Source organism: Bacillus sp. FSL W8-0640 (assembly GCF_038007725.1).
GTDB lineage: Bacteria > Bacillota > Bacilli > Bacillales > Bacillaceae_G > Bacillus_A > Bacillus_A cereus.
In genome coordinates this window covers 3,803,877-3,830,771 of the sequence record NZ_JBBOXT010000001.1, presented here as the reverse complement: position 1 = coordinate 3,830,771, position 26,895 = coordinate 3,803,877, and the positions used below count along the sequence as shown (strand labels likewise).

Below are 26,895 nucleotides of genomic sequence, written 5' to 3'. Positions count from 1 at the left end.
CACTTAGTGTGAATTCCTTGTGTGAAAATGAAAATTGGAATTGTCGGACCAGGTGCTATTGGTCTATTGTATACATTTTATTTACAAAAAAATAACCAAGATGTTACGTTGTTTACAAGAACAGCTAAGCAAGCTGAAGAATTAAATGAAACAGGTGTAACTTGTATTAGAGATGGAAGATGTGAAACAGTATATCCATCTGTTTTACCGATAGAAAGTATGGTAGCGCAAAATTTAGATTATATATTTATTGCTGTGAAGCAATATCATATAGATGACGTACTACCGTTTGTGGAAGGGGCATCATCATTAATCTTTTTGCAAAACGGAATGTCGCATCTTCAAAAGATGCTGAACATAGGGAGTAAAAATATAGCTGTTGGTATTGTAGAACATGGTGCGAAAAAAGAGGGAGGGCATATCGTTCATCATACTGGGATAGGGGTAACAAAATTTGGAGTGGTTTGTGGTCAATCTATACATTTTAAAAAAATATTCAATTATTTTCCTGTTGCTTATTTTCCAGTTCAAATAGAAACGGATTGGGAAGAGATTATGCATAAAAAATTAGTAGTAAATGTATGTATCAATCCGTTGACAGCACTATTGGGAGTTAAGAATGGTGAATTAATCACGAATCGTTTTTTTTATCAAATGATGGAGCAAGTGTTTCAGGAGGCAGCATTTCTTATTAGAGGAGAAAAAGAAATGGTATGGCAAATGGTACGAAATGTGTGTGAAGGAACGTCTCGTAATACATCTTCTATGCTAGCGGATGTAAGAGCGAGTAGAAAGACGGAAATTAATGCGATTGTTGGATATGTATTAGAAGAAGCTAAGAAACAGCAACGACCAGTTCCGACACTTCAATTTTTGTTCGATGCAATAAAAGGTTTAGAAACAAGAGTATAAGTGTTATTCTTTGCTTTTACGTGAAACATTGACTACAATGTGGATTGGTGAGAGAACTGGATACGAAAGGAAGAATTATATGGAGATAAAAGAAATCTCTGTTCCGCAACAAGGTATTGTAGCGGACTATATGAACGGTAAAAAAGAGATACAGTCATGTTTTGATTATATGTTAACAGAAGATGCTTTTAAACAACGTTTACATGATTTGCGTGAAAGGGAGTTTTTCCGCCAAGATTTAGTAGCGCATTTATTAGAATATAATACAAAATTACAAGCGGGAGAATCTACACTTCAAAATGTAAAAGCGCTTGGAGATGAAAATACATATGTTGTTATAGCTGGACAACAAGCGGGGTTATTAACTGGACCGCTTTATACAATTCATAAAGTTATTTCAATTTTACAGCTTGCAAAGGAAAAGGAAGAAAGTTTAGGAGTTAAAGTTGTCCCTGTCTTCTGGATTGCGGGTGAAGACCATGATATGGATGAGATTAATCATACTTTTGTAGCGAAAAATAAAAAGATGAAAAAAACTATTTTTTATGACCGTAATCCGAAAAAGGCAAGTGCTTCTGAGTCTGAACTTTCTGTTGAAGATTGTAGAAATTGGATTGAAGAGATTTTTAAAACATACTCAGAAACAAATTTTACAAAAGATGTATTAAAATTTGTTGATGATGCTTTGAAAAAATCGAATACGTATGTAGATTTCTTTGCTCATCTTATTACGAAAATCTTTGCTAATTCTGGTTTAATCCTTGTTGATTCACATCATCCTGAATTAAGAAAGTTAGAAATTCCATTTTTCAAGCGAATTATAAGTAAGTATAAAGAGGTACAAGAGGGCCTTCGTAATCAGCAGGAAGTAATTAAAGAACTAGGATACAAACCGATTATTGAAACGAAGTCTCATGCAGTGCATATATTCATGGAAATAGATAATGAACGAGTATTGCTTGAAGAGCATCAAGGTAAGTTTGTTGGAAAGGATGGGGCGCATTCCTTTTCATACGAAGAGTTGATTGAAGAGATGGAGAGAAATCCGGCACGTTTTAGTAATAATGTTGTAACACGTCCTCTTATGCAAGAGTATGTATTTCCTACGCTCGCATTTATTGGAGGTCCAGGGGAATTAGCTTATTGGAGTGAATTACAACAAGTATTCCATACTGTCGGTTTTCAGATGCCACCTGTCGTTCCTCGTCTTACAATTACTTATGTGGAGAGAGATATAGCGACAGATTTATTCGATCTGCAATTGAGAGAAATTGATCCGTTTTTAAATGATGTCGATAAACTGCGTGAAAACTGGTTGTCTAATCAAATAGAGGAACCGATTGATGATCATTTTGAAAAGGCGAAAAAAGAAATTGCCGATATTCATACATCTTTACAGCAATTTGTAAAGAAAATAGAGCCAGGGTTAGGTGCGTTTGCAGGGAAAAACGAATTGAAAATTAATGAACAAATTGAACTGTTGGAAAGAATGTTGAAAAGAAATGTTGAGAAAAAGTATGAGGTTCAGCTAAATAAATTCCGCCGTATACAATTCGCACTTCGTCCATTAGGTGCGCCGCAAGAACGTGTGTGGAATGTATGTTATTATTTAAATCAGTTTGGTTTGGATTTCGTTGATCGTGTAATGGAAAACCCTTTTTCTTGGGACGGAAAACATCATGTTATAAAACTATAAAATCTTGCTCTTTGGAGCAGGATTTTATTTTTATTCCGTTGAATTTACTGTGAAGTGATTTTTTTCTGAATTATCAATCAAAAAATGTTAGATATGGCAATTGTGTTGGATACTTAAATATATGACAAAATAGCACAAAATGTAAACGTATTATTCGCTTTTTCGACAGTTTTTTATTTAAATTCCCGCAAAAGATGATAAAATTTAGTATATAATAAAAGAAAATAGCGATTTGTATAGTATGTTGCCTTTGTTGGTAAGTTAAATGAGTCGTTCTTTCGTATTATTTCATTCTCTAAGCGTGAAATATGTGTTTAGAGGAAGGGATACATTCAACATAATTAATTGGAAAAAGAGTAGGTGCAACAATGTTTAAACACGTAACAGTGCTTTTAAAGGAAACAGTAGACGGCTTAGATATAAAGCCAGATGGTACATATGTAGATTGTACACTGGGGGGAGGAGGACATAGTTCTTATTTATTATCCCAATTAACTGAAGGTGGAAAATTAATAGCGTTTGATCAAGATGAGATAGCGATTCAAAACGCGAAAGAAAAGTTCTCTTCATACGGTGAACAGTTTATAACAGTAAAGAGTAACTTCCGTTATTTAGCTGAAAAACTGCAGGAAATAGGTATAACAGAAGTAGATGGTATTTTATTTGATTTAGGTGTTTCATCCCCACAATTAGATACACCAGAACGAGGCTTTAGTTATCATCATGATGCACCGCTAGATATGCGGATGGATCAAGATGCCCCATTAACAGCGTATGATGTTGTAAATAGCTGGTCATATGAACAACTTGTAAGGATTTTCTTCCAATACGGTGAAGAGAAATTTTCAAAACAAATTGCAAGAAAAATTGAAGCTTATCGTGAGAATAAAGCTATTGAAACGACAGGAGAATTAGTAGAGCTAATTAAAGAAGGTATTCCGGCTCCAGCTCGTAGAACGGGTGGGCATCCTGCTAAGCGAGTGTTTCAGGCAATTCGTATAGCTGTAAATGATGAATTAAAAGTATTTGAAGAAGCATTGGAATCTGCTATTGAGATGGTTAAGCCAGGTGGAAGAGTTAGTGTTATAACATTCCATTCATTAGAAGATCGTATTTGTAAAACAACGTTTAAGCGAAATAGTACAACGCCACAATTGCCGCCAGGATTACCGATTATTCCTGATGAATTTAAGCCGAAATTAAAGCTTATTACAAGAAAACCGATTTTACCTTCTGATATAGAGCTAGAAGAAAATAATCGTGCGCGTTCTGCGAAGTTGAGAATCGCTGAAAAACGATAAAAGGGAGAGAGAGGTATGACTAATTTAGCTGTAAAGTACAAACAACAAGCGCAAGAAGAGGTGCAAATTCAAACGCCCCCACAGCAGATGGCTAAGCCGAAGGTTAAAGCGAAAATTACAAGAATCGAAAAACTGTTGTATGTAGCGTTTATTGGCTTTTTATTGTATGCCTGTGTCGCGTTTATTGGAAATAAAGCAGGCCTTTATCAAGTTAATGTAGAAGCAGCGACGATAGAAGAAAAAATTGTACAGCAGCAAAAAGAAAATCAAGAATTACAAGCTGAAGTAGAGAAGTTAAGTCGCTATGAACGAATCGCTGAAGTTGCAAAAAAACACGGGCTAGAAATTAATGCGAATAATGTGAAAGGCCTCAAATAAGGCAATAGGTGTGAAGGAACGATGAAGAAGAATATGACTAAATTTCATACCAATAAGGGAGCAGGTTATTTTATGATATTTTTCCTCCTGCTCTTTTTGCTGTTATTAGCCCGATTTTTTTACATACAATCAACAGGAACAGTTCATAATCAGGATTTAGATGCACTTGCTAAACAAAAGCATAGTAAAAAAGGAGTTCTTGAAGCGAACCGAGGAACCATTTATGATCAAAACGGTCATGTGTTAGCGCAAGACGCAAACTCTTACAAAATGGTAGCTGCACTAAAAGGTGCTAACTCAGTTGAGAATAAAGAAGATACTGCAAAGAAAATTGCAGGAGTACTTGGAAAAGGCGAAGAGGATATTTTAGCTTCTTTAAATAAGGAAGGTAGAAGTCAAGTCGAATTTGGAACGTTAGGCAAGGATTTGACGAAAGAAAAGAAGGAACAAATAGAAGCGTTGAAGTTGCCGGGAATATCTTTTATTACAGAAAATGCAAGGGTGTATCCAAACGGTGATTTTGCATCTTACGTTATAGGTCATGCAAAACCAAATGAGAATGGAACCTCGGTAGGTCAATTTGGCATAGAGAAAAGCTTGGATAAATACTTAAGTGCCTCGAACGGAGAAGTAGCATATACAGGTGATCGTAAAGGTGTGTCCCTTGATGGGGGAAAAGTTAATGTAAAGGCACCTAAAAATGGAGATAACGCTTATTTAACAATCGATCAACGTGTCCAAAGTTATTTAGAAGACGCGATGAAAGCAGCAAGTAAGCAATATGAGCCAGAAAGTTTAATAGGGATTGTTGCAGATCCGAAAACTGGGAAAATATTAGCGATGTCTACTAAACCTAGTTATGACCCTAATGATCGTCAAATTAAATATTTCTTCAATGACGCAATTGCCAATGCATTTGAACCTGGATCAACAATGAAAATTTTCACGTTAGCGGCAGCTATTAATGAAGGTGTGTACAAAGGCCAAGATTATTATCAGTCCGGGACATATCAAGTCGGAAATAGGAAAATAAAAGATCATAACGGTGGTGCTGGTTGGGGCTCTATCACGTTTGATGAAGGGGTAGAGCGTTCTTCAAACGTAGCGTTTGCAATTTTAGGAGATCAAAAACTTGGTCCAGAACGTTTCCGAAAATATATTCATAGTTTTGGATTAGATGAAAAAACGAACATTGATTTATCAGGTGAAGGATCGAATACAATTTTATTTGATCAGCAAATACAACAAGTGACAACAGCTTTTGGACAAGGTTCCACTGTAACACCAATTCAGCTTGTACAAGCTGCAACGGCCATTGCAAATGATGGGAAAATGATGAAACCTTATGCAATTGATAAAATTGTAGATCCGATAACAGACAAAGTAAAATTAGAACATAAGCCAGAAGAAGTAGGAAAACCTGTTACAAAGGAAACAGCAGCGCAAGTAAGACAATTATTAGAACGTGTTGTTACATCTCCGAAAGGTACAGGGACAGCTTATAAAATTGATGGATATTCAGTTGGTGGTAAAACAGGTACAGCGCAAATTCCGGATGGAAAAGGCGGCTATATGACAGGGAGACAGAATTATATATTCTCATTCTTAGGTATGGCACCAATGGACGATCCACAACTTGTTGTGTATGTAGCTGTTAAACAGCCTAAATTAAAAGATGATGAGAACGGTGCACAACCGTTAGCTGATATTTTTAAATATGTAACAAAAAATAGTTTAGAGTATTTAAAGATTAAGCCAAATGAAGTTAAAGATCCGAAAAAACATCTGAAAGAACAACAAACTACTGTTCCGGATGTAAATGGTAAAACGATGGCTGAAGCGGGGAAAGCGATTGATAAAGCAAAACTTCGTCCAATTGTACTAGGTGAAGGGAAAGTACAGCAACAAGTACCAAAAGCGACTGAACAAACATTAAAAGGCGACCGAGTCTTCTTGGTAGGAGATAAGCCTACAATGCCAAATATACAAGGATGGGCACTGCGTGATGTTATGAATTTAGCGAAGACATTACAGCTTAACTTGAAACCTTCTGGTACAGGATACGTAACAGAACAAAGTGTGGCGGAAGGAACATTATTACAACCTGGTACAGAATTAGGTGTCACACTCGTACCGCCACTCGAACCACAGCAAGAAGCAGAAAAGCCGTAATGGTAAAAGAGAATAAGTTCTAATTAAATAAGTACAAGCATATATTGGAACAAGCTAGGCGTAAGGGAGGCTTGTTCCAATATGCGTGTATCAAATGTAACAGTTAGAAAACGACTTATTTTTATACTTATATCAGGTATACTTATTTTCACGATTATCGATATTCGTCTTGGATATGTGCAATTTTTTCTTGGGAATATGTTAACGGATCGTGCGAAAGATTCATGGAGTCGTAATATTACTTTTGAACCCGAACGTGGGAAAATTTTAGACCGAAATGGTGTGGAACTTGCCACGAATAAAAGTGCTCCAACTGTCTTTGTTGTACCGAGGCAAATTGAAAAACCAGCGGAGACTGCAGAGAAGTTAGCTGCAGTATTAGGTGTGGAAAAAGATGAGATTTATAAAAGGATTACAAAAAAAGAATCGATTGTAAGGTTAGATAAAGGCGGAAGGAAAATATCACATGACAAAGCGAAAGAAGTACGAGGATTAAGTCTGAAGGGCGTGTATATCGCAGAGGATTCTATCCGGTACTATCCATTTGGAAACTTCTTATCACATGTATTAGGTTTTGCAGGTAGCGATAACCAAGGTCTTATGGGACTAGAAAAATATTATGATAAAGAGCTAAATGGGGACAAAGGTCATGTGCGTTTTTTTGCAGATGCGAAAGGACAAAGGATGCCTAATGTTGGTGATGATTTCAAAAAGCCAGAAGCCGGTTTAAATTTAGGATTAACAATCGATGCGCGTATTACAAGGATTATGGAAAGAGAAATGAATATTGCGGAGTCAACTTATAATCCTGACGGTATGATTGCGATTGCAATGAACCCTAAAAATGGTGAAGTTTTAGGGATGTCTAGTCGACCGAGTTTTGACCCAGCGGATTTTCAAAGTGTCTCTCCAGAAGTGTATAACAGAAATCTACCTGTATGGAGTACGTATGAGCCTGGTTCAACATTTAAGATCATTACATTAGCTGCAGCATTGAATGAAAATTTAGTAGACTTAGAGAAGGATACGTTTTATGATGATGGAGCAGCTGAAGTAGGTGGAGCTAGATTGAAATGCTGGAAAGCAGGAGGTCATGGCAGTCAAACGTTTTTAGAAGTCGTTCAAAACTCATGTAACCCGGGATTTATTGAACTTGGTGATCGCCTTGGTAAAGACCGATTATTTAAATACATTCGTAATTTTGGTTTTGGGCAGAAGACTGGAATTGACTTGCAAGGTGAAGGCAGTGGGATTTTATTTAATTTAGATAAAGTTGGTCCAGTAGAGCAAGCAACAACTTCATTCGGCCAAGGAGTTTCTGTTACGCCGATTCAACAAGTAGCAGCTGTAGCGGCGGCTGTAAATGGTGGAACATTGTATCAGCCGTATATAGCTAAGGAGTTTATTGATCCGAAAAATAATCAAGTTGTTAGTAAAAAGACACCTGTTGAGAAAAGAAAAGTTATTTCCAAGGAAACTTCAGAAAAAGTTCGTTATGCATTAGAGAATGTTGTAGCGAAAGGTTCTGGTAAAGGTGCTTATATTGATGGATATCGCGTAGGTGGAAAAACGGGTACTGCTCAAAAGGTGAAGGATGGTAAATATTTAGAGAATAATTATATAGTATCTTTTATCGGATTTGCTCCAGCGGATGATCCAGAGATTGTTGTGTATGTAGCTGTTGATAATCCAAAAGGGGTTACACAGTTTGGTGGAGTGGTAGCAGCTCCGATTGTCGGGAATATCCTTCGAGATGCGCTTCCTGTTATGGGAGTGAAACCGAGAAAAGAACAAGTTGAGAAAGAATATAAATGGGGCGATACACCAACTGTGGAAGTTCCGAATTTAATTGGAATGAAAAAGAAAGACTTACAAACACAACTCGTCGATTTGAAGCTTGATATAAGTGGAGATGGAGAGAAAGTAATTAAACAATCACCAGAAGCGGGAGCTAAAGTAAAAGAAGGCTCAAAAATTAGAATTTACTTCGGGAATTAAAGGTAACATAGTACGTTTTATGGTACAATTGGTGGAAGTGAGTTCTTTATAGAACAGTTACTTAATTTGAGACAGTAAGTGTCTCATTCATAAATAGGTCAGTAGCACTTACCTCCTTATATAGGAGGTAATGTGTTGCTTACTGAAAAAAGATAAATAAACAATGTAGAGAGGGTTTAGTGAAATGAAGTTGCATACACTTGTATCATGTTTGCATGATTTTCCAGTTGTTCCAAAAGAAAATCCAGAAATCACATCTATAGAAGCTGATTCACGTAAAGTGAAAGAGGGAAGCTTATTTGTATGTATGAAAGGATATACGGTTGATAGCCATGATTTTGCTAAGCAAGCAGCGGCACAAGGAGCGGCTGCTATTGTTGCGGAAAGACCAATTGATGTTGACGTTCCAGTTGTACTTGTGAAAAATACTTTTCGTTCGTTAGCGGTTTTAGCTGATTATTTTTATGGTCAACCGACACACAAGTTACATTTAATCGGAATTACAGGTACAAATGGAAAGACAACAACATCGCATATTATGGATGAGATTATGCGAGCACATGGTCATAAAACAGGGCTAATTGGAACGATTAATATGAAAATCGGTGATGAAACATTTGAGGTGAAAAATACAACACCAGATGCACTAACACTTCAACAGACGTTTTCAAAAATGGTTGAACAAGGTGTGGACAGCACGGTAATGGAAGTTTCGTCACATGCGTTAGATCTTGGTCGTGTACACGGATGTGATTACGATGTAGCGGTGTTTACGAATTTAACACAAGATCATTTAGACTATCATAAAACGATGGAAGAATATAAACATGCAAAAGGGTTACTATTTGCACAGCTTGGCAATAGTTATAATCATAATCGTGAAAAGTACGCTGTGCTGAATAGCGATGATAATGTAACAGAAGAGTATATGAGAAGTACTGCAGCAACAGTTGTAACATATGGTATTGATACAACAAGTGACATTATGGCAAAAAATATCGTTATGACGAGTGGCGGGACTACATTTACGCTTGTCACACCATATGAAAGTGTAAATGTTACGATGAAATTAATAGGTAAATTTAATGTATATAACGTACTTGCAGCAACAGCAGCAGGACTTGTTTCGGGTGTGAAATTAGAAACAATCATTGCTGTTATAAAAGAACTAGCTGGGGTTCCAGGGCGTTTTGAAGTTGTTGATGGAGGACAAAATTATACAGTTATTGTTGATTACGCACATACGCCGGATAGTTTAGAAAATGTATTAAAAACTGCAAAACAATTTGCAAAAGGTGATGTGTATTGTATCGTTGGTTGTGGCGGCGATAGGGACCGAACGAAGAGACCGATAATGGCAAGTGTTGCAACAAAATATGCAACTCATGCAATTTACACATCAGATAATCCAAGAAGTGAAGATCCAGCGGCTATTTTAGATGATATGGTACATGGTGCAAGTGGGAAAAATTATGAAGTGATTATTGATAGAAAAGAAGCGATACACCATGCAACCACTAAAGCGAAAGCAGATGATATCATTATTATTGCTGGTAAGGGTCATGAAACGTATCAAATTATTGGTAAAGAAGTTCATCATTTTGATGATCGTGAAGTTGCTAAAGAAGCAATTAAAGGGCGTTTAAGCAACGAAGAGTAACAACGTGAGAGGAGGACTACATGTGCTTGAGCAAGGTTTATTAGTAACGGCTGGGGTAGCATTCTTAATTTCTGTTGCCCTTTCGCCATTGTTTATTCCATTTTTAAGAAAATTAAAGTTCGGACAGAGTATTCGTGATGAGGGACCAAAGTCACATCAAAAAAAATCAGGGACACCGACAATGGGTGGTATCGTCATATACGTATCTATGATGGTAACTTCACTTATTATGGCGATTAAGTTTAATTATTTAGGTGCAGAGGTTTCGTTATTACTATTAGTGACGTTTGGTTACGGCTTGATTGGATTTTTAGATGACTACATAAAGGTAGTTAAGAAGAGAAATCTTGGTTTAACATCAAAACAAAAATTAGTAGGTCAGCTTGTTATTGCTATTGCATTCTTTTTAATTGGAAAAGGGCAAGCGTTCCACACATACATCATGATTCCGGGAACGGATGTTAAGTTTGAATTAGGTTGGGCGTATTTCGTACTTGTACTATTTATGCTTATTGGTGGATCAAATGCAGTTAACTTAACTGACGGTTTAGATGGTTTATTATCAGGAACGGCTGCTATTGCATTTGGAGCATTTAGTATTATTGCTGTGGCACAAGAGCAATTTGGAGTGGCGATATTCTGTATGGCAGTTGTAGGAGCTGTACTTGGATTTTTAGTATTCAATGCGAATCCAGCAAAAGTGTTTATGGGAGATACAGGTTCATTAGCTTTAGGTGGAGCCATTGCAGCTGTAGCGATTTTATTAAAACAAGAATTGCTACTTGTAATTATCGGCGGAGTATTCGTAATGGAAACTTTATCGGTTATTATTCAGGTCATTTCATTTAAAACAACAGGAAAACGTGTCTTTAAAATGAGTCCATTACACCATCATTATGAATTATGTGGTTGGTCAGAGTGGCGTGTTGTTGTGACGTTTTGGTCTGCAGGATTTTTATTAGCTGTGTTAGGAATTTATATCGGGGTGTGGATGTAATTGAAAACTGTAACTGAATTTCAAAATAAGAATATTCTTGTATTAGGCATTGCAAAAAGTGGTTATGCAGCAGCTACATTGTTACAAAAGTTAGGGGCAAATGTTATTGTAAATGACGGAAAGCCTTTAGCAGAGAATGTACTTGCTGCAGAATTACAAGCAAAAGGAATGGACGTTGTATGCGGTGGTCATCCTTTAGAATTATTAGAGAGAAATATTTCTCTTGTAGTAAAAAATCCAGGAATCCCGTATTCTAATCCAATATTAGTTGCTGCGAAAGAAAAGCAAATTCCGATTGTTACGGAAGTTGAATTAGCATATCGTATTTCAGAAGCACCATTTGTTGGGATTACGGGGTCTAACGGTAAAACGACGACGACAATGCTGACATTTGAAATGCTAAAAGAAGGACAAAAGCATCCTGTAATTGCAGGGAACATTGGCACTGTAGCGTGTGAAGTAGCACAGGATGCAAAAGAAAATGAAGTTGTAGTTACAGAACTTTCATCATTTCAATTGATGGGAGTAGAAGTGTTCCAACCTAAAATTGCTGCGTTTTTAAATTTATTTGAGGCCCACTTAGATTATCATGGGACGAAGAAAGAATATGGTTTAGCGAAAGCAAATATTTTTAAAAACCAAACAGAAAATGATTATAGTGTAATAAATGCGGATGATGCAGATGTGATGGCTTTGTCTGCGTATTCTAAAGGTCAAAAAATCCTGTTTTCGACAACGAAAGAAATTGAAGATGGCGCGTGTATAAAAGATAACGCTCTTTATTTCAAAGGTGAAAAAGTTGTTGAAGTAAGCGATATCGTTTTACCTGGTCAACATAATTTAGAAAATATTTTAGCTGCGATGAGTATTGCGAAATTATTAGGTACTTCTAATGAAGCAATTACGGTCGTGTTAAAACGTTTTACGGGTGTAAAACATCGTTTAGAATATGTAACAACGATTAACAACCGTAAGTTTTATAATGATTCAAAAGCAACGAATATGTTAGCGACTGAGAAAGCACTATCTGCGTTTACACAACCGATTGTGTTACTAGCAGGTGGGCTTGATCGCGGAAATGAATTCGATGATTTAATTCCGTATTTCAAAAATGTAAAAGCGATTGTAACATTTGGACAAACAGCTCCTAAACTAATAAGAGCGGCAGAAAAAGCGGGATTAGATATAATTGAAAGTGTCGATACTTTAGATGAAGCAGTGGTGAAAGCTTATGCTCATTCTAAAGATGGCGATGTCGTTCTTCTTTCTCCAGCGTGTGCAAGCTGGGATCAATTTAAAACATTTGAAGAAAGAGGAGACATTTTTATACAAGCTGTGCATAAACTTATATAAAGTAAATCAAAACATCAGTAGGCTAACACCTACTGATGTTTTGTTACATAGGGCAAAAGTTTCTGCCTAAAGAGGTGGTGTTTGTGGGTAATGAAGAAAACGCCTGATTTTATTCTCATCATCGTAACACTTTCATTGTTGACAATCGGAATGATTATGGTTTATAGTGCGAGTGCAGTTTGGGCCTCTTATAAAATGGGGGACTCATTCTTTTTTGCAAAAAGACAATTACTGTTTGCGGGTCTTGGTGTAGTAGCCATGTTTTTTATTATAAAAATTGATTATTGGGTGTGGCGTACGTATTCAAAATTGATTTTGCTAGTTTGCTTCATTCTTCTTATTCTCGTTCTTATTCCTGGAGTAGGTCTTGTTCGAGGAGGAGCACGAAGTTGGATTGGAATCGGAGCATTTTCGATTCAACCGTCAGAATTTATGAAGTTTGCGATGATTATTTTCTTGGCAAAGTTTTTAGCAGAACGGCAAAAATTGATTACATCTTTTAAACGTGGTTTATTACCGGCCCTTAGTTTTGTGTTTCTTGCTTTTGGGATGATTATGTTACAGCCAGACCTTGGGACAGGAACGGTAATGGTTGGGACATGTATCATTATGATATTCATTTCGGGAGCGAGGGTCTTTCACTTTGCAATGTTTGGTTTGATTGGTGTAGCAGGATTTGTAGGGTTAATTGCATCAGCACCGTATCGAATGAAACGCATTACATCATATTTAGATCCGTGGTCAGATCCGCTCGGAAGTGGATTTCAAATTATCCAATCATTACTTGCAATTGGACCTGGTGGATTATTTGGGCTTGGACTTGGACAAAGTAGACAAAAATTTCTTTATTTACCTGAACCGCAAACTGACTTTATATTTGCGATCTTATCCGAGGAATTAGGTTTTATTGGTGGTTCATTTGTGTTATTATTATTTAGTCTATTATTATGGCGCGGGATTCGTATCGCATTAGGAGCGCCAGATTTATATGGTACGTTTTTAGCAGTAGGTATTGTGGCGATGATTGCGATTCAAGTAATGATTAATGTTGGTGTTGTAACAGGACTGATGCCTGTTACGGGTATTACCTTGCCGTTTTTAAGTTATGGTGGATCAAGTTTGACATTAATGTTAATGGCAGTAGGTGTATTATTAAATATAAGTCGCCATTCTCGCTACTAAACCCTGTTTATAAGACAGGGTTTTTCGTATGTGTGTAAAAATGCAATATGTATATAGAAATAAATATAATGGAAATAAGAAAAGAGAAGCGGAGGAGTTAGTAGTGCGTGTATTAGTGAGTGGTGGGGGTACTGGTGGTCATATTTATCCAGCTCTTGCTTTAATTAGAGAAATAAAAAAGTTAAATCCAGAAGCAAGATTTTTATATATTGGTACGGAAAATGGACTAGAGAGTACAATCGTTCCAAAAGCAGGTATACCATTTCAATCTATTGTTATAAGTGGATTTAAACGAAAAATATCATTAGATAATGTGAAAACAGTAATGCGTTTTCTAAAAGGTGTACAGGATAGTAAACGATATATTCGTCGTTTTAATCCGGATATTGTAATTGGAACGGGTGGATATGTATGTGGACCAGTTGTATACGCTGCAGCCAAATTAGGTATTCCAACTATTGTACATGAACAAAATAGTGTACCAGGTGTAACGAACAAGTTTTTAAGCCGTTATGTTGATAAAGTTGCTGTTTGTTTTGAAGCAGCTATAGAGCATTTTCCAGAGTCAAAAGTGGTAATGACAGGTAATCCACGAGCATCAGAGGTAATGGATCAAAATGGAATGAAGGGGAAACGTTCAGTTGGGCTTTCTCTTCCTAAAAAGTCTGTACTTATATTTGGTGGAAGTCGTGGGGCTAGACCGATTAACGATGCCTTCGTTGAAGCAATTGAACAGTTTGGGAACAAAAGCTACGAAATACTATATGTAACGGGTGAAGTACATTATGATAAAGTGATGGAAGCCGTGAAGCAAAAAGGGAACCCAAGCAATGTTATTATTAAGCCGTTCATTCATAATATGCCAGAGGTACTAACTGGTGTAGACCTTGTTGTTTCAAGGGCTGGGGCAACAACACTTGCAGAATTAACAGCGTTAGGAAAACCAAGTGTGTTAATACCGAGTCCATATGTAACAAATAATCATCAGGAAAAGAATGCACGTTCAGTTGTTGATAAAGGAGCGACAAAAATGTTACTTGAAAAAGATTTAACAGCTGAAACGCTTATTCGTGATATTGATGAGATTTTATTGAATGCACAAACATTACAAAATATGAAGCTAGCGGCTAAGCAACTAGGTATTCCAGATGCAGCAAATAAGCTGTATGAAGTAATGAATAAGCTTGTAAAAAAATAAAGTGAGGCTCTAATCAGTGGGGAGTGATTCTCTCTCGTTGATTATTATCTTTCACTAATCGGATGTTTACTGACATCCTGATTCCGCCTAATTTCTTTGTTATCGCCGAATTTTGATTTAAGAGCTGTACTGCCCGTAAATAGCGGGATAACGTTAGATGAACGCCCTGCATATTATTGTCATAAGGAGACTTAATATGGGGGAGATTGTCTATGGAACAATTAGTAAATGAGCTTATAGAAGCAGACGTTGGTCGTGTTTTAGTTAACGAGCCGTTAGCACGTTATACAACTATGAAAATAGGTGGACCAGCGGACATTTTAATTGTGCCAAAGCATGTAGCCGGTATTGAAAAAACATTACAGTTAGTAAAGCAATACAAAACGAAGTGGACTGTAATTGGTCGCGGTTCAAACCTTCTTGTATCTGATCAAGGCATAGAAGGTGTTGTTATTCGTTTAGGAGAAGGATTAGATCACTTAGAGGTCGAAAAACATAAGGTAAGAGTTGGTAGTGGATATCCTCTTATTAAATTGTCAACTTTACTTAGTCGTCAAGGGTTAGCTGGATTGGAGTTTGCGAGCGGTATTCCAGGAAGTGTCGGTGGTGCAGTATATATGAATGCAGGTGCACATAAATCGGATATATCGAGTGTATTATCGAAGGCTCTCATTCTGTTTGAAGACGGTACAATTGCCTGGTTAACGAATAAAGAACTGGAGTTTTCTTATCGGTCATCTGTATTGCAAACGAAACGTCCTGGTATTGTTTTAGAAGCGGAGTTTCAATTACAGGCGGGAAAACGTGAAGAAATTGTACGTAGCATGCAAAATAATAAAGACTACCGCCGTGAAACGCAACCATGGAATCATCCGTGTGCAGGAAGTATATTTCGGAATCCAATCCCACATTTTGCAGGAGATTTAGTAGAAAAAGCAGGGCTTCGTGGTTATAGGATTGGTGGAGCTCAAATTTCTGAAATGCATGGCAATTTTATTGTTAATACCGGGGGAGCTTCAGCGCAAGATGTATTGTCTTTAATTGAATTAATAAAACATACAATTAAGGATAAATTTGATGTAGATATGCACACAGAAGTAGAAATCATTGGAAGATAACGGTTATTCGTTCCGCTCATTATCATTTATGTTATAATAAGAAGATAAGAACGGCATGAGGAACATGCCGTTCTTTATGTTACATAGGGGGATCGTACATGAATAATAGTAAAGTGATTAAACTACAAGATCGTGTACCAAAATTGAAAAATCAAAAGAAAAAAAACAAAAAAAATGTTAATCATCGATTGATTTTATACATATCAATTTTATTTTTATTAGTGCTCTTTTTAATTTATTTTCGGTCTCCGCTTAGTAATATAAAAAAGATTAGTGTGTTTGGAAATCACTATATGACGGATGAGCAAGTAATGAAGGATTCAGGCGTGACATATGATACAAGTTATTTCCGAGTGACAGCACATAAAGCTGAAGAAAACTTAACGAAGCGAAAAGAAATTAAAGCAGTAAATGTAAAAAAACGTTTTCCAAACAAGATTGATATTCATATCGAAGAATATTTAACGATTGGTTATATAAATAAAGAGGGAAAATTACAACCGTTATTAGAAAATGGAAAAACGCTTGATGTACTACCTAATGGAAAACTTCCTGTTGCAGCACCGATTTTCGAACCTTTTAAAGAAGAGAAAATGAAGGAGTTAATCGCTGAACTAGAAAAATTAACACCAGCTATTTTAAAATCTATTTCGGAGATTCGCTATTCACCAACGAATGCGAATGAAGATCATCTTACTTTATATATGAATGAAGGTTATGAAGTGAGCACTACGATTCAAAATTTCGCAAAACGTATGGAAGCCTATCCACTTATTTTAAAAACAATTGAGCCAGGTAAGAAGGTATTAATTGACTTAGAAGTAGGTGCATATACGAAAGAATTAGGTGCGGAAGAAAAAAAAGAATAGAATGGTAGTTTTCGTTGCTCATAGCAGAAAAAACGAAACGAATGTTCTATTATATGTATACGAATTTAGAAGAATGGTTCATTTGATGAAAAATATGTAAAAATTCTTAGATTCATACTAGTATTGGTACAAGTTTCACTTTTCTATGAGTACATCTTAGTGTAGACTTATACTTGGCGGTAAACTTTACACTCGAAATAGAATTATTTCAAGATAAGCAGTTATTCATAGTTTACTGCGATATTCTTAATTGAATGCTAAATAAAAATAAGAAAAATATAGGGTTAAAAAAGGGAAACGTATAAAGACGTTGAATATTTTTCTTATAAATAGTAAAGTTGCGATTGTTGTTCCATATATTGAGTTGTATGGTATAAATAAAGAAGGAGGTGCCAAAGAATGAACAGCAATGAAATATATGTTAGTCTTGACATCGGTACATCCAATGTTAAAGTCATCATTGGTGAAATGGTTAATGACAGCTTAAACATTATTGGTGTTGGAAATGTAAAATCAAATGGTTTAAAGAAGGGATCGATAGTTGATATAGACGAGACTGTTCGATCAATTAAAAAAGCAATTGAACAAGCTGAGCGCATGGTGGGAATCCACATTGAGCAAGTTGTAGTAGGTGTCAATGCAAACCAGGTACAGCTACTTCCTTGTCACGGAGTAGTCGCTGTTTCAAATGAAGATCGTGAAATCGGGAATGAAGATGTCTTACGCGTTCTAGATGCAGCACAAGTTGTGTCAATTGCTCCAGAACGTGAGTTTATTGATGTGGTACCTCGACAGTTCATCGTAGACGGTCTTGACGAGATTAACGATCCACGCGGGATGATCGGTGTAAGATTAGAAATGGAAGGTACACTTATTACAGGCTCGAGAACTTTACTACATAACCTACTTCGTTGTGTAGAAAAAGCAGGTCTTGAAATTGTTGATATTTGTCTTCAACCTTTAGCGGCTGCAACAGTTGCTATATCTTCAGATGAAAAAAATAGAGGAGTAGCCCTTGTTGATATGGGGGGAGGATCTACAACTTTATCTATTTTTAAAGATGGAGAGTTACAAGCGACGAGCGTATTACCATTAGGTGGAGAACATATAACGAAAGATATTGCGATTGGGTTGAAAACTTCAACAGAAAATGCAGATCAAATTAAGTTGAAATATGGACATGCTTTTTATGATACAGCATCTGAAGAAGAGATGTTTACGGTTCCTATTATGGGAAGTGATCAAACAGAACAATATTCTCAGTTGGAATTATCGGATATAATAGAGGCTCGTGTAGAGGAAATTTTAATGTTTGTTCAAGATGAAGTGCGTAAGTTAGGAGTAAAGCAAGTGGCTTCTGGTTATGTACTAACTGGCGGAATTGCTTCTATGCCAGGTGTTCTTGATCTTGCATATGATATTTTACATGAAAATGTTCGTGTAGCAACTCCTGATTATATTGGTGTGCGTGAGCCTCAATATACAAGTGGAGTTGGATTAATTAAACATTCTTATCAAAAAGCTAAATTACGTGGGAAAAATGTGCAGGAAAAGCAAGAGCATTTTGAACCAGTACCAGCACCAGCACCAACGCCGGTACAACAGCAACCCGCGAAACAAAAAACTCGTAATCAAAACAATAATAATCAAAATGATGACCGCATGATGTCAAAAGTAAAACGTGTATTCCGTTATTTATGGGATTAAAATTGGACACGAAAAATGAGGTTCTAGGGGGATTTCGACATGTTAGAGTTTGATACTACTCAAGATCAATTAGCGAATATAAAAGTTATCGGTGTCGGCGGTGGCGGAAACAATGCTGTAAACCGTATGATTGAACACGGTGTACAAGGTGTAGACTTTATCGCTGTGAACACTGATGCACAAGCATTAAATCTATCAAAAGCTGAAACAAAAATGCAAATTGGTGGAAAATTAACGCGTGGACTTGGTGCAGGCGCAAACCCTGAAGTAGGGAAAAAAGCTGCAGAAGAAAGTAAAGAACAGATCCAAGAAGCACTTCGTGGTGCGGATATGGTCTTCGTAACTGCCGGTATGGGCGGTGGAACTGGAACTGGTGCAGCTCCAGTTGTTGCTCAAGTTGCAAAAGAATTAGGTGCTTTAACAGTTGGTGTTGTAACACGTCCATTTACTTTTGAAGGACGTAAGCGTGCGACGCAAGCAGCATCTGGTATTGCAGCATTTAAAGAAAATGTAGATACTCTTATTGTAATTCCAAACGATCGCTTATTAGAGATTGTTGATAAAAATACGCCAATGTTAGAAGCATTCCGTGAAGCTGATAACGTATTACGTCAAGGTGTTCAAGGTATTTCGGATTTAATTGCAACGCCAGGTTTAATTAACTTAGACTTTGCAGACGTAAAGACAATTATGTCTAATAGAGGTTCTGCTTTAATGGGTATTGGTTCTGGTAACGGGGAAAATCGTGCTGCAGAAGCTGCGAAAAAAGCGATTTCTAGTCCATTACTAGAAACATCTATTGATGGAGCTCAAGGTGTTATCATGAACATTACGGGTGGCGCTAACTTAAGCTTATATGAAGTACAAGAAGCGGCAGATATCGTAGCTTCAGCTTCAGATCCAGAAGTAAATATGATCTTCGGTTCTGTTATTAACGAAGGATTAAAAGATGATATCGTTGTAACTGTAATTGCAACTGGTTTTGATGATAGCATTGCAACTCAACCACCAAAACCAATTATTCGCCCGAATGCGAACCACACGCAACAACAGCAACAACCAGTAGCTCAACCTTCAAAACAACGTGAAGTAAAACGTGAAATGAAGCGTGAAGAGCCAGTTGTACATGAGCGTCATTCAGATTCAGATGATATCGATATTCCAGCATTTTTACGTAACCGTCGTAGACGATAAAAAAAGGAGCTTTCATGCTCCTTTTTTGTTTTTTAAATGGAAAAGACCTGCTAAGCAGGTCTTTTTTTTTATTTGGTATATTTTGTTGGTGAAAATAAGAGTATATCATTCTATGAATTTGTACTTTTATTTTTTACCGACAGATTATGTCTAGAAATCACAAAATAACAAAAAAACACCTCCGCAAATTGACACACTTTCCTATTGGATATGCATTATACTAGTCTCAACTTGAAAAAAGAGGTGAATTGTTTGGTTGTTTACGCCGACGTTGTTTGGTTGTTAAACGCCTGCATTGATTTTCTTTTGCTTTTATTAACAGCTACCGTGTTAAAAAAGAAAATCAAAAAATGGAGGCTTGTGTTAGGGGCATTTATAGGTTCAACTATTGTTATTTTTGCCTTTACTCCTTTTGCTTCTATGATGACACATCCAATTATGAAACTACTGTACTCGTTACTTATTGTGTATACAGCATTTGGGTTTACAACATTTAGAAATTATGCACAAACTGTTTTTACTTTTTACTTTGTAACCTTTATGGTTGGCGGAGGATTAATTGGAACTCATTTCTTTTTGCAAACGAATGAAATGGTAAATGGATTGGTTCAATCTCAGTCAATTTCTTACGGTGATCCAATTAGTTGGTTATTTGTTATTTTTGGTTTTCCAGTAATTTATTATTTTTCTAAAAAGCGTATTGAAAGCGTAGAGGTCACGAAAATACACTATGATCAAATTGTGAAAGTAAAAATTCAATTAGCAGAAGAAGAACTAGAACTGGCAGGTCTTATTGACAGTGGGAACCAACTTTATGACCCATTAACAAAAACACCCGTTATGATTATGCATGTTTCATCATTAGAACATTGCTTACCATCTTGGTTAACAGAACAAATTTATTCCAAAACAGAAATTCCTCAAATACCAGAAAATGATTCTGGTTGGGCGACAAAATTACGCTTAATTCCTTTCCGTGCAGTAGGGGTAGAGAGTCAATTTTTGTGGGCAATTAAGCCTGACAGTGTGCAAGTTGACCATGAAGGTAGTTCTATTGTTGTAAACAAAGTATTAATTGGATTAAATACACAACAGCTTTCTACTAATGGGGAGTATCAATGTATTGTGCATCCAAAAATGTTGATTTCACAAAAAATGGTAATTGCTTAATAATGAGAGGCGGGATAATATGATGAAATTAAAATTTTATTTAGTATACCTTTGGTATAAAGTATTGCTGAAATTAGGAATTAAGACCGATGAAATTTATTATATTGGTGGAAGTGAAGCGTTGCCACCACCGTTAACAAAAGAAGAAGAGGAAGTTCTTTTGAATAAATTGCCAAAAGGAGATCAGGCAGCAAGGTCATTACTTATTGAACGTAACTTAAGGCTCGTTGTATATATAGCAAGAAAGTTTGAAAATACAGGGATAAATATTGAAGATTTGATTAGTATAGGAACAATCGGCCTTATTAAAGCGGTAAATACATTTAATCCAGAAAAGAAAATAAAATTAGCAACATATGCATCGCGTTGTATAGAAAATGAAATTTTAATGCATTTACGTCGAAATAACAAAAATCGTTCGGAAGTTTCTTTTGATGAACCACTAAACATTGATTGGGATGGGAATGAACTGTTATTGTCTGACGTGTTAGGTACAGATGATGATATTATTACAAAAGATTTAGAAGCTACTGTAGATCGTCACCTTTTAATGAAAGCATTACACCAATTAAATGATCGTGAAAAACAAATTATGGAACTTCGGTTTGGGCTTGCTGGAGGAGAGGAAAAGACGCAAAAAGATGTGGCTGATATGCTTGGGATTTCACAGTCATACATTTCGCGTTTAGAAAAAAGAATTATAAAAAGATTACGAAAAGAATTTAATAAAATGGTGTAAAGAATAAGACCAGCCGTTATGTAGGCTGGTCTTATTCTATTTAGTTGTATTAGGAAAGATAATTTAAATAACAAATCGTGAAAAAACCACATGCATAAAATCCCCTTCAAAGGAAATACTTTACACTGTACAGCAACTCCCGATAGGAGGGAACACTTTGACGAGAAACAAAGTAGAAATTTGCGGTGTTGATACAGCTAAACTTCCAGTATTAAAAAATGAAGAGATGCGTAAATTATTTCGTGAAATGCAAAGTGGAGAGATAAGCGCAAGAGAAAAATTAGTGAATGGAAACTTACGTCTTGTACTGAGCGTCATCCAAAGATTTAATAACAGAGGAGAATATGTTGACGATTTATTTCAAGTTGGTTGCATCGGACTTATGAAATCAATTGATAATTTTGATTTAGGCCAAAATGTAAAATTTTCAACGTATGCTGTGCCGATGATTATTGGGGAAATACGCAGATATTTGCGTGATAATAATCCGATTCGCGTATCGCGCTCATTGCGAGATATTGCGTATAAAGCTTTGCAAGTAAGAGAAAAGTTGATTGCAGAAAATTCAAAAGAACCAACAGCAATGGATATTGCAAAAGTGCTAGAAGTAACTCATGAAGAGATAGTATTTGCTTTAGATGCAATTCAAGATCCAGTTTCATTATTTGAACCGATTTATAATGATGGGGGAGATCCTATCTTTGTTATGGATCAGTTAAGTGATGAAAAACAAAAGGACGAGCAGTGGGTTGAAGAATTAGCATTGAAAGAAGGAATGAAGCGTTTAAATGATAGAGAGAAAATGATTATTAGAAAACGTTTCTTCCAAGGAAAGACACAGATGGAAGTTGCAGAAGAAATTGGGATTTCCCAAGCGCAAGTATCACGTTTAGAGAAGTCAGCCATTAAACAAATGAATAAAACGATTCAAGGATAAGGTCTCACCAATTATGGTGAGACCTTTTTATATGTAATATGGTTTGTGCTCATAGTAGGGGATTAGTGTTCATATAATTTCGTATAGGTGGCTTCCTGTAAATATGAGAAACAGTTTCCAATTTGTCATATAAGGGAGAGGATGAAAATGGTGATACGAATTTCAGAGTTACAGATGAAGGATGTTATAAATATTTCAGATGGAAAAAGGATTGGGAATATTGGAGATATTGAAATTGATATGAACACAGGGAAAATTTGTTCTGTTATTATTTCCAAACAGACACGTATGCTAGGTATTTTTGGAAAAGATGTTGAGATTGTAATTCCTTGGAAGGAAATTGTGAAAATTGGGGAAGATGTCATACTTGTAAGAGTAAATCCTGTTAATTCTGTAACAAAATCAATACAAACACCGACAATTTCATAAAGAATATTACAAATTCCTCTTTTTTTTCTGTTAGGATTATGAAAAAATAAAAGTATGGTAAAATAGACAGGAAGTACCATGCTTTTTTCTGTTATTTTAATTAAAAGGAGCCGCTTTATTATGAGAGAACCATTTAAATATGTGGACGGTATACTGTATTTACAAGCGTGGAAAGAACTTGGAAACATTACTGCTGGATTTACGACAAAAGATGGTGGGATAAGTACGGGCTCCTTTCATGCGATGAATTTAGGATTACATGTGAATGATATCGTGGAGAACGTTCATGAAAACAGACGCATTTTAGCAAATAAGTTACAAAAACCATTAGAAAATTGGATTTGCTCTGAACAAGTTCATGCTCATCATGTTGAAAAAGTAGGGCAACAGGAAAAGGGAAGTGGTGTCTATTCATATGAGGACGGCATTTCAAAAACAGATGGCATTTATACGAGTAATGAAGATGTTCTGTTAACGTCTTGTTACGCGGATTGTGTTCCGCTCTATTTTTATGCACCATCACATGGTATGATAGGACTTGCGCATGCTGGATGGAAAGGCACTGTACAAGAGATTGCAAAGGAAATGATTCAAAAGTGGAATGCAGAAGGTATTTCAAGTGATGAAATTCATGTTGCAATTGGGCCGTCGATCGGATCTTGTTGTTATGTTGTGGATGATCGTGTATTAACAGCAGCACAGGAAGTAGTTAGGGGTGCTGTTCCTCATCAAAAAATTTCTGACGGGCAGTACGCAATTAATTTAAAAGAAATTAATCGTATATTATGTGTACAAGCAGGCATAAAAGAAGAGCATATTGTAATGTCATCTCTTTGTACAAGCTGTGAAGAGCAACTATTTTTCTCTCATCGTCGTGATCAAGGTAAGACAGGAAGAATGTTGAGTTTCATAGGTTTTAAGGAGGAAGAAAGCAAGTGACAGTACAAGAAAATTTAGTAATTGTAAACGAAGCTATTAAAGAATCTTGCGCTCGAGCTGGACGTTCGTTGCAAGATATTAAACTTGTTGCAGTTACAAAAACTGTAGGGATTGAGAAAACAAACGAAGTAATTGAAGCTGGAGTTATCGATTTAGGTGAAAATAGAAATGAAGGTTTCTTACAGAAATACGAGCATTTCGGTTCAAAAGTTAATTGGCACTTTATTGGCTCATTACAAACGAGAAAAGTAAAAGAAATCATTAATGAAATTGATTATTTACATTCGTTAGATCGTCTTTCACTGGCGAAAGAAATTCAGAAACGTGCTGATAAGAAAGTGAAATGCTTTATTCAAGTGAAAACCTCATCTGAAGAATCGAAGCAAGGATTGGCAATAGAAGAGGTTGTTTCTTTTATTCAAAGTTTGCAAGAATTCGATAAAATTGAAGTGGTTGGACTAATGACGATGGCTCCATTTACAGAAGAAGAGGAAGAAATCAGACGCTGTTTTAAGGAATTACGTATGCTGCAAACAGAGGTGCAGGAGCTAGAGTTATTACATGCGCCATGTAAAGAATTATCAATGGGAATGTCCAACGATTACAAGATTGCAATTGAAGAAGGGGCTACATATATTCGTTTGGGAACGATTTTAGTAGGAAAAGCGTAAAAGGAAGGAGAATCTTATTATGAGTTGGTCAAAAGTAAAATACTTCTTTTTTGATACACCGGAAGAAAAAGAAGCAGCTCAATATGGTTATGAAAAGGAGCAAACAGACATGAAAAAGCAGCAAGATCCACCAGAACAACAAGACGTTACGTTTCCGAAAGCGCAACCGAAGCAAAATGTTGTGAGTATTGAAACAGCAAAACAATCTTCAAAAGTTGTTTTATTAGAACCACGCACATATTCGGAAGCACAAGGGATTGCGGACCACTTAAAAGGTAGACGAGCTGTTGTAATTAATTTGCAGAGAATGTCTACTGATCAAGCGGTACGTATCGTTGACTTTTTAAGTGGTACTGTATACGCTATAGGCGGGGACATTCAAAAAATAGGGCCGAAAACATTTATGTGTACACCTGAAAATGTAGATATTGTTGGTGCGATTTCAGAGTTATTCGGTGAAGAAGAAGAAACAAATATAAAGAGGTGGTAATACGCCATGACAACAGTTTTTATAGTGTTAAGTTATGCTATCGAGATTTACTCGTGGGCACTTATTATTTACATTCTCCTATCATGGTTTCCTGGTGCAAAGGAATCATCTTTTGGAGAGTTCCTGGCACGTATTTGTGAACCGTATTTAGAACCATTCCGCCGCTTTATTCCGCCGCTTGGAATGATTGATATTTCTCCAATCGTTGCGATCTTTGCGTTGAAACTTGCTAAAACTGGTTTGTTCAGTTTATTAAGCTATTTCTTATAGTAAGAAGGTAAATACATGAGCATCTACGAACATTTTAGGCCTGATGAGGAGGTCTTTGTGGATAAAGTGCTAGAGTGGAAGCGAGCGGCGGAGTACCATCAAGTGAAGTTAACGGATTTTCTCGATCCTAGGCAACAACAAATTGTTTCTATGGTAATAGGACAAGGTGATGTTGCTGTGCAATTTGGTGGTGCAACGCCTAATGCAGAGCGTAAAAGAGCACTTATTTATCCAGACTATCTAGAATTAAATGAAGAAGAATTTCAAGTAGAAGTATTAGAAATTGACTATCCTTCCAAGTTTTATACGCTAGAACATAGGCAAATATTAGGTACATTTATGTCTCTTGGTTTAACAAGAGAAAAATGTGGTGATATTTTGCTGCAAGAAAATCGTGCCCAAATTGTAGTTGCGAAAGAAATTGTATCGTATATTGAGATGAACTTACAATCAATAGGGAAAGTAAAAGTCTCTTTAGCGTCAGTGCAAGGAGAACAAATTCTACAGATACATGAAACGTGGGGAGAGAAATCTGGAACGGTTTCTTCACTTCGTTTAGATGTTATGTTAGCTGAAATGTTACATTTATCTAGACAGAAAGTACAACCTTTCATAAAAAATGGTTTAGTAAAAGTCAATTGGAAAACAGTGGAGCAAACTTCTTATGAATGTTATCCAGGAGATGTTTTTTCTGTTAGAGGATATGGCCGAAGTAAATTATTTTCTGTAGAAGGTAGAACAAAACGCGACAAATGGAGAATTTTGTATGGTATACTAAAATGATTGGTTTTTTAGAAGGAAATCCTCCTATTTTGTCGAAGAAAAGATATAATTGAAAGAGGAAATTTAGATAACTACTTGGAGGTGGCGTTGTGCCGTTAACACCATTAGATATTCATAACAAAGAATTTGGTCGCGGATTCCGTGGCTATGATGAAGATCAAGTAAATGAGTTTCTTGATCAAATTATCAAAGATTATGAATTGGTCATTCGTGAGAAAAAAGCTTTAGAAGAAAAAGTTGCGCAGTTAGAAGGGAAGTTAGATCATTTCTCTAATATTGAAGATACGTTAAACAAATCTATCGTTGTTGCACAAGAAGCAGCGGAAGAAGTAAAACGTAATGCGCAAAAAGAAGCGAAATTAATTGTGCGTGAAGCTGAAAAGAATGCTGATCGTATTATTAACGAAGCATTAGTAAAATCAAGAAAAGTTGCTTTTGATATTGAAGAGCTAAAGAAACAAGCGAAAGTATTCCGAACTCGTTTCCGTATGTTATTAGAAACACAGCTTGAGATGTTAAACAACGATGATTGGGATAAACTAATTGAATTAGAAGACGAAGTAGATGAACTGTTGAAAAAAGAAGAAACAGTGTAAGCTTGACGTTTTTCTCATTATTACATATAATTTTAAACAACATATTTATTAAGAAAAACGAAGATAGGGATAAGTACCTTTTCAAACCTTATATAGCGAACTGAGGATGGTGTAAGCTCAGGATAAGGAGATAGTG

At 36.2% G+C, this 26,895-nt stretch carries 25 protein-coding genes and 1 other annotated feature (1 of these 26 cut by a window edge); all 25 genes read left to right on the top strand.

Going from position 1 to position 26,895, the window contains the following annotated elements; translation table 11 throughout:
- Window positions 1-27: 27 nt before the first annotated feature.
- The 25 genes from panE to divIVA all read left to right on the top strand — a co-directional run bounded on the left by panE (window position 28) and on the right by divIVA (window position 26,759).
- Window positions 28-912: a 2-dehydropantoate 2-reductase gene (panE, locus tag N2V80_RS19595; RefSeq protein WP_002101275.1), complete on the top strand. Its 885-nt coding sequence runs from the start codon at window positions 28-30 to the stop codon at window positions 910-912.
- A 79-nt stretch (window positions 913-991) separates the two neighbouring features.
- On the top strand, window positions 992-2,608 hold the full coding sequence (gene bshC / locus N2V80_RS19590) for a bacillithiol biosynthesis cysteine-adding enzyme BshC (RefSeq protein ID WP_061654436.1): 1,617 nt from the start codon (window positions 992-994) through the stop codon (window positions 2,606-2,608).
- Between the two features lie 368 nt (window positions 2,609-2,976).
- Complete coding sequence (rsmH, locus tag N2V80_RS19585; protein WP_000472508.1) at window positions 2,977-3,909, top strand: 16S rRNA (cytosine(1402)-N(4))-methyltransferase RsmH; 933 nt, start codon at window positions 2,977-2,979, stop codon at window positions 3,907-3,909.
- A gap of 15 nt (window positions 3,910-3,924) precedes the next feature.
- Window positions 3,925-4,287, top strand: coding sequence for a cell division protein FtsL (gene ftsL, locus N2V80_RS19580; RefSeq protein WP_000182804.1), 363 nt, complete (start codon window positions 3,925-3,927; stop codon window positions 4,285-4,287).
- Between the two features lie 21 nt (window positions 4,288-4,308).
- Window positions 4,309-6,459 carry a penicillin-binding protein gene (locus N2V80_RS19575; protein WP_000739958.1) on the top strand — a complete coding sequence of 717 codons (2,151 nt, stop codon included), beginning with the start codon at window positions 4,309-4,311 and terminating at the stop codon, window positions 6,457-6,459.
- An 81-nt stretch (window positions 6,460-6,540) separates the two neighbouring features.
- Window positions 6,541-8,457 carry a stage V sporulation protein D gene (locus tag N2V80_RS19570; protein ID WP_001266237.1) on the top strand — a complete coding sequence of 639 codons (1,917 nt, stop codon included), beginning with the start codon at window positions 6,541-6,543 and terminating at the stop codon, window positions 8,455-8,457.
- Between the two features lie 184 nt (window positions 8,458-8,641).
- On the top strand, window positions 8,642-10,117 hold the full coding sequence (murE, locus tag N2V80_RS19565; protein ID WP_061654434.1) for a UDP-N-acetylmuramoyl-L-alanyl-D-glutamate--2,6-diaminopimelate ligase: 1,476 nt from the start codon (window positions 8,642-8,644) through the stop codon (window positions 10,115-10,117).
- Between the two features lie 22 nt (window positions 10,118-10,139).
- Window positions 10,140-11,114 (top strand): phospho-N-acetylmuramoyl-pentapeptide-transferase, encoded by a 975-nt coding sequence (mraY, locus tag N2V80_RS19560; RefSeq protein ID WP_000893060.1) that lies wholly within the window; start codon window positions 10,140-10,142, stop codon window positions 11,112-11,114.
- Entirely contained in the window at window positions 11,115-12,467 is a 1,353-nt protein-coding gene (murD, locus tag N2V80_RS19555; RefSeq protein WP_061654432.1) for a UDP-N-acetylmuramoyl-L-alanine--D-glutamate ligase, read from the top strand.
- A 90-nt stretch (window positions 12,468-12,557) separates the two neighbouring features.
- On the top strand, window positions 12,558-13,649 hold the full coding sequence (spoVE, locus tag N2V80_RS19550; RefSeq protein ID WP_061654430.1) for a stage V sporulation protein E: 1,092 nt from the start codon (window positions 12,558-12,560) through the stop codon (window positions 13,647-13,649).
- A 103-nt stretch (window positions 13,650-13,752) separates the two neighbouring features.
- Window positions 13,753-14,847 carry an undecaprenyldiphospho-muramoylpentapeptide beta-N-acetylglucosaminyltransferase gene (gene murG, locus N2V80_RS19545; RefSeq protein WP_061654523.1) on the top strand — a complete coding sequence of 365 codons (1,095 nt, stop codon included), beginning with the start codon at window positions 13,753-13,755 and terminating at the stop codon, window positions 14,845-14,847.
- A 212-nt stretch (window positions 14,848-15,059) separates the two neighbouring features.
- Complete coding sequence (murB, locus tag N2V80_RS19540; RefSeq protein WP_000437021.1) at window positions 15,060-15,965, top strand: UDP-N-acetylmuramate dehydrogenase; 906 nt, start codon at window positions 15,060-15,062, stop codon at window positions 15,963-15,965.
- Between the two features lie 98 nt (window positions 15,966-16,063).
- Entirely contained in the window at window positions 16,064-16,834 is a 771-nt protein-coding gene (divIB, locus tag N2V80_RS19535) for a cell division protein DivIB (RefSeq protein ID WP_001065789.1), read from the top strand.
- Between the two features lie 399 nt (window positions 16,835-17,233).
- Window positions 17,234-18,541 carry a cell division protein FtsA gene (ftsA, locus tag N2V80_RS19530; RefSeq protein ID WP_061654428.1) on the top strand — a complete coding sequence of 436 codons (1,308 nt, stop codon included), beginning with the start codon at window positions 17,234-17,236 and terminating at the stop codon, window positions 18,539-18,541.
- Between the two features lie 39 nt (window positions 18,542-18,580).
- Entirely contained in the window at window positions 18,581-19,735 is a 1,155-nt protein-coding gene (gene ftsZ / locus N2V80_RS19525; RefSeq protein ID WP_000888984.1) for a cell division protein FtsZ, read from the top strand.
- A gap of 252 nt (window positions 19,736-19,987) precedes the next feature.
- Window positions 19,988-20,905: a sigma-E processing peptidase SpoIIGA gene (gene spoIIGA / locus N2V80_RS19520; protein WP_000261970.1), complete on the top strand. Its 918-nt coding sequence runs from the start codon at window positions 19,988-19,990 to the stop codon at window positions 20,903-20,905.
- Window positions 20,906-20,924: 19 nt separating this feature from the next.
- Window positions 20,925-21,644 (top strand): RNA polymerase sporulation sigma factor SigE, encoded by a 720-nt coding sequence (gene sigE / locus N2V80_RS19515; RefSeq protein WP_000976948.1) that lies wholly within the window; start codon window positions 20,925-20,927, stop codon window positions 21,642-21,644.
- A gap of 157 nt (window positions 21,645-21,801) precedes the next feature.
- Window positions 21,802-22,581 (top strand): RNA polymerase sporulation sigma factor SigG, encoded by a 780-nt coding sequence (gene sigG, locus N2V80_RS19510; protein ID WP_000197755.1) that lies wholly within the window; start codon window positions 21,802-21,804, stop codon window positions 22,579-22,581.
- Window positions 22,582-22,728: 147 nt separating this feature from the next.
- A complete protein-coding gene (locus tag N2V80_RS19505; protein ID WP_061654426.1) occupies window positions 22,729-23,010 on the top strand; it encodes a YlmC/YmxH family sporulation protein in 282 nt (93 codons plus the stop codon).
- Window positions 23,011-23,130: 120 nt separating this feature from the next.
- Window positions 23,131-23,949, top strand: a complete 819-nt coding sequence (gene pgeF / locus N2V80_RS19500; RefSeq protein WP_001209006.1) for a peptidoglycan editing factor PgeF — start codon at window positions 23,131-23,133, stop codon at window positions 23,947-23,949.
- Window positions 23,946-24,620, top strand: coding sequence for a YggS family pyridoxal phosphate-dependent enzyme (locus tag N2V80_RS19495; protein ID WP_000218007.1), 675 nt, complete (start codon window positions 23,946-23,948; stop codon window positions 24,618-24,620). Before pgeF ends, N2V80_RS19495 begins: the two co-directional genes overlap by 4 nt.
- A gap of 19 nt (window positions 24,621-24,639) precedes the next feature.
- The gene (locus tag N2V80_RS19490) at window positions 24,640-25,110 is read left to right on the top strand and encodes a cell division protein SepF (RefSeq protein WP_000119129.1); all 471 of its coding nucleotides are present in this window, start codon (window positions 24,640-24,642) and stop codon (window positions 25,108-25,110) included.
- Window positions 25,111-25,116: 6 nt separating this feature from the next.
- Window positions 25,117-25,380, top strand: a complete 264-nt coding sequence (locus N2V80_RS19485) for a YggT family protein (RefSeq protein ID WP_000214233.1) — start codon at window positions 25,117-25,119, stop codon at window positions 25,378-25,380.
- A gap of 15 nt (window positions 25,381-25,395) precedes the next feature.
- Window positions 25,396-26,163 (top strand): YlmH family RNA-binding protein, encoded by a 768-nt coding sequence (locus N2V80_RS19480; protein ID WP_002098127.1) that lies wholly within the window; start codon window positions 25,396-25,398, stop codon window positions 26,161-26,163.
- An 89-nt stretch (window positions 26,164-26,252) separates the two neighbouring features.
- The gene (gene divIVA / locus N2V80_RS19475) at window positions 26,253-26,759 is read left to right on the top strand and encodes a septum site-determining protein DivIVA (RefSeq protein WP_001131611.1); all 507 of its coding nucleotides are present in this window, start codon (window positions 26,253-26,255) and stop codon (window positions 26,757-26,759) included.
- 51 nt (window positions 26,760-26,810) lie between these two features.
- Window positions 26,811-26,895 (top strand) — a binding site (T-box leader) (it continues 139 nt past the right edge of the window).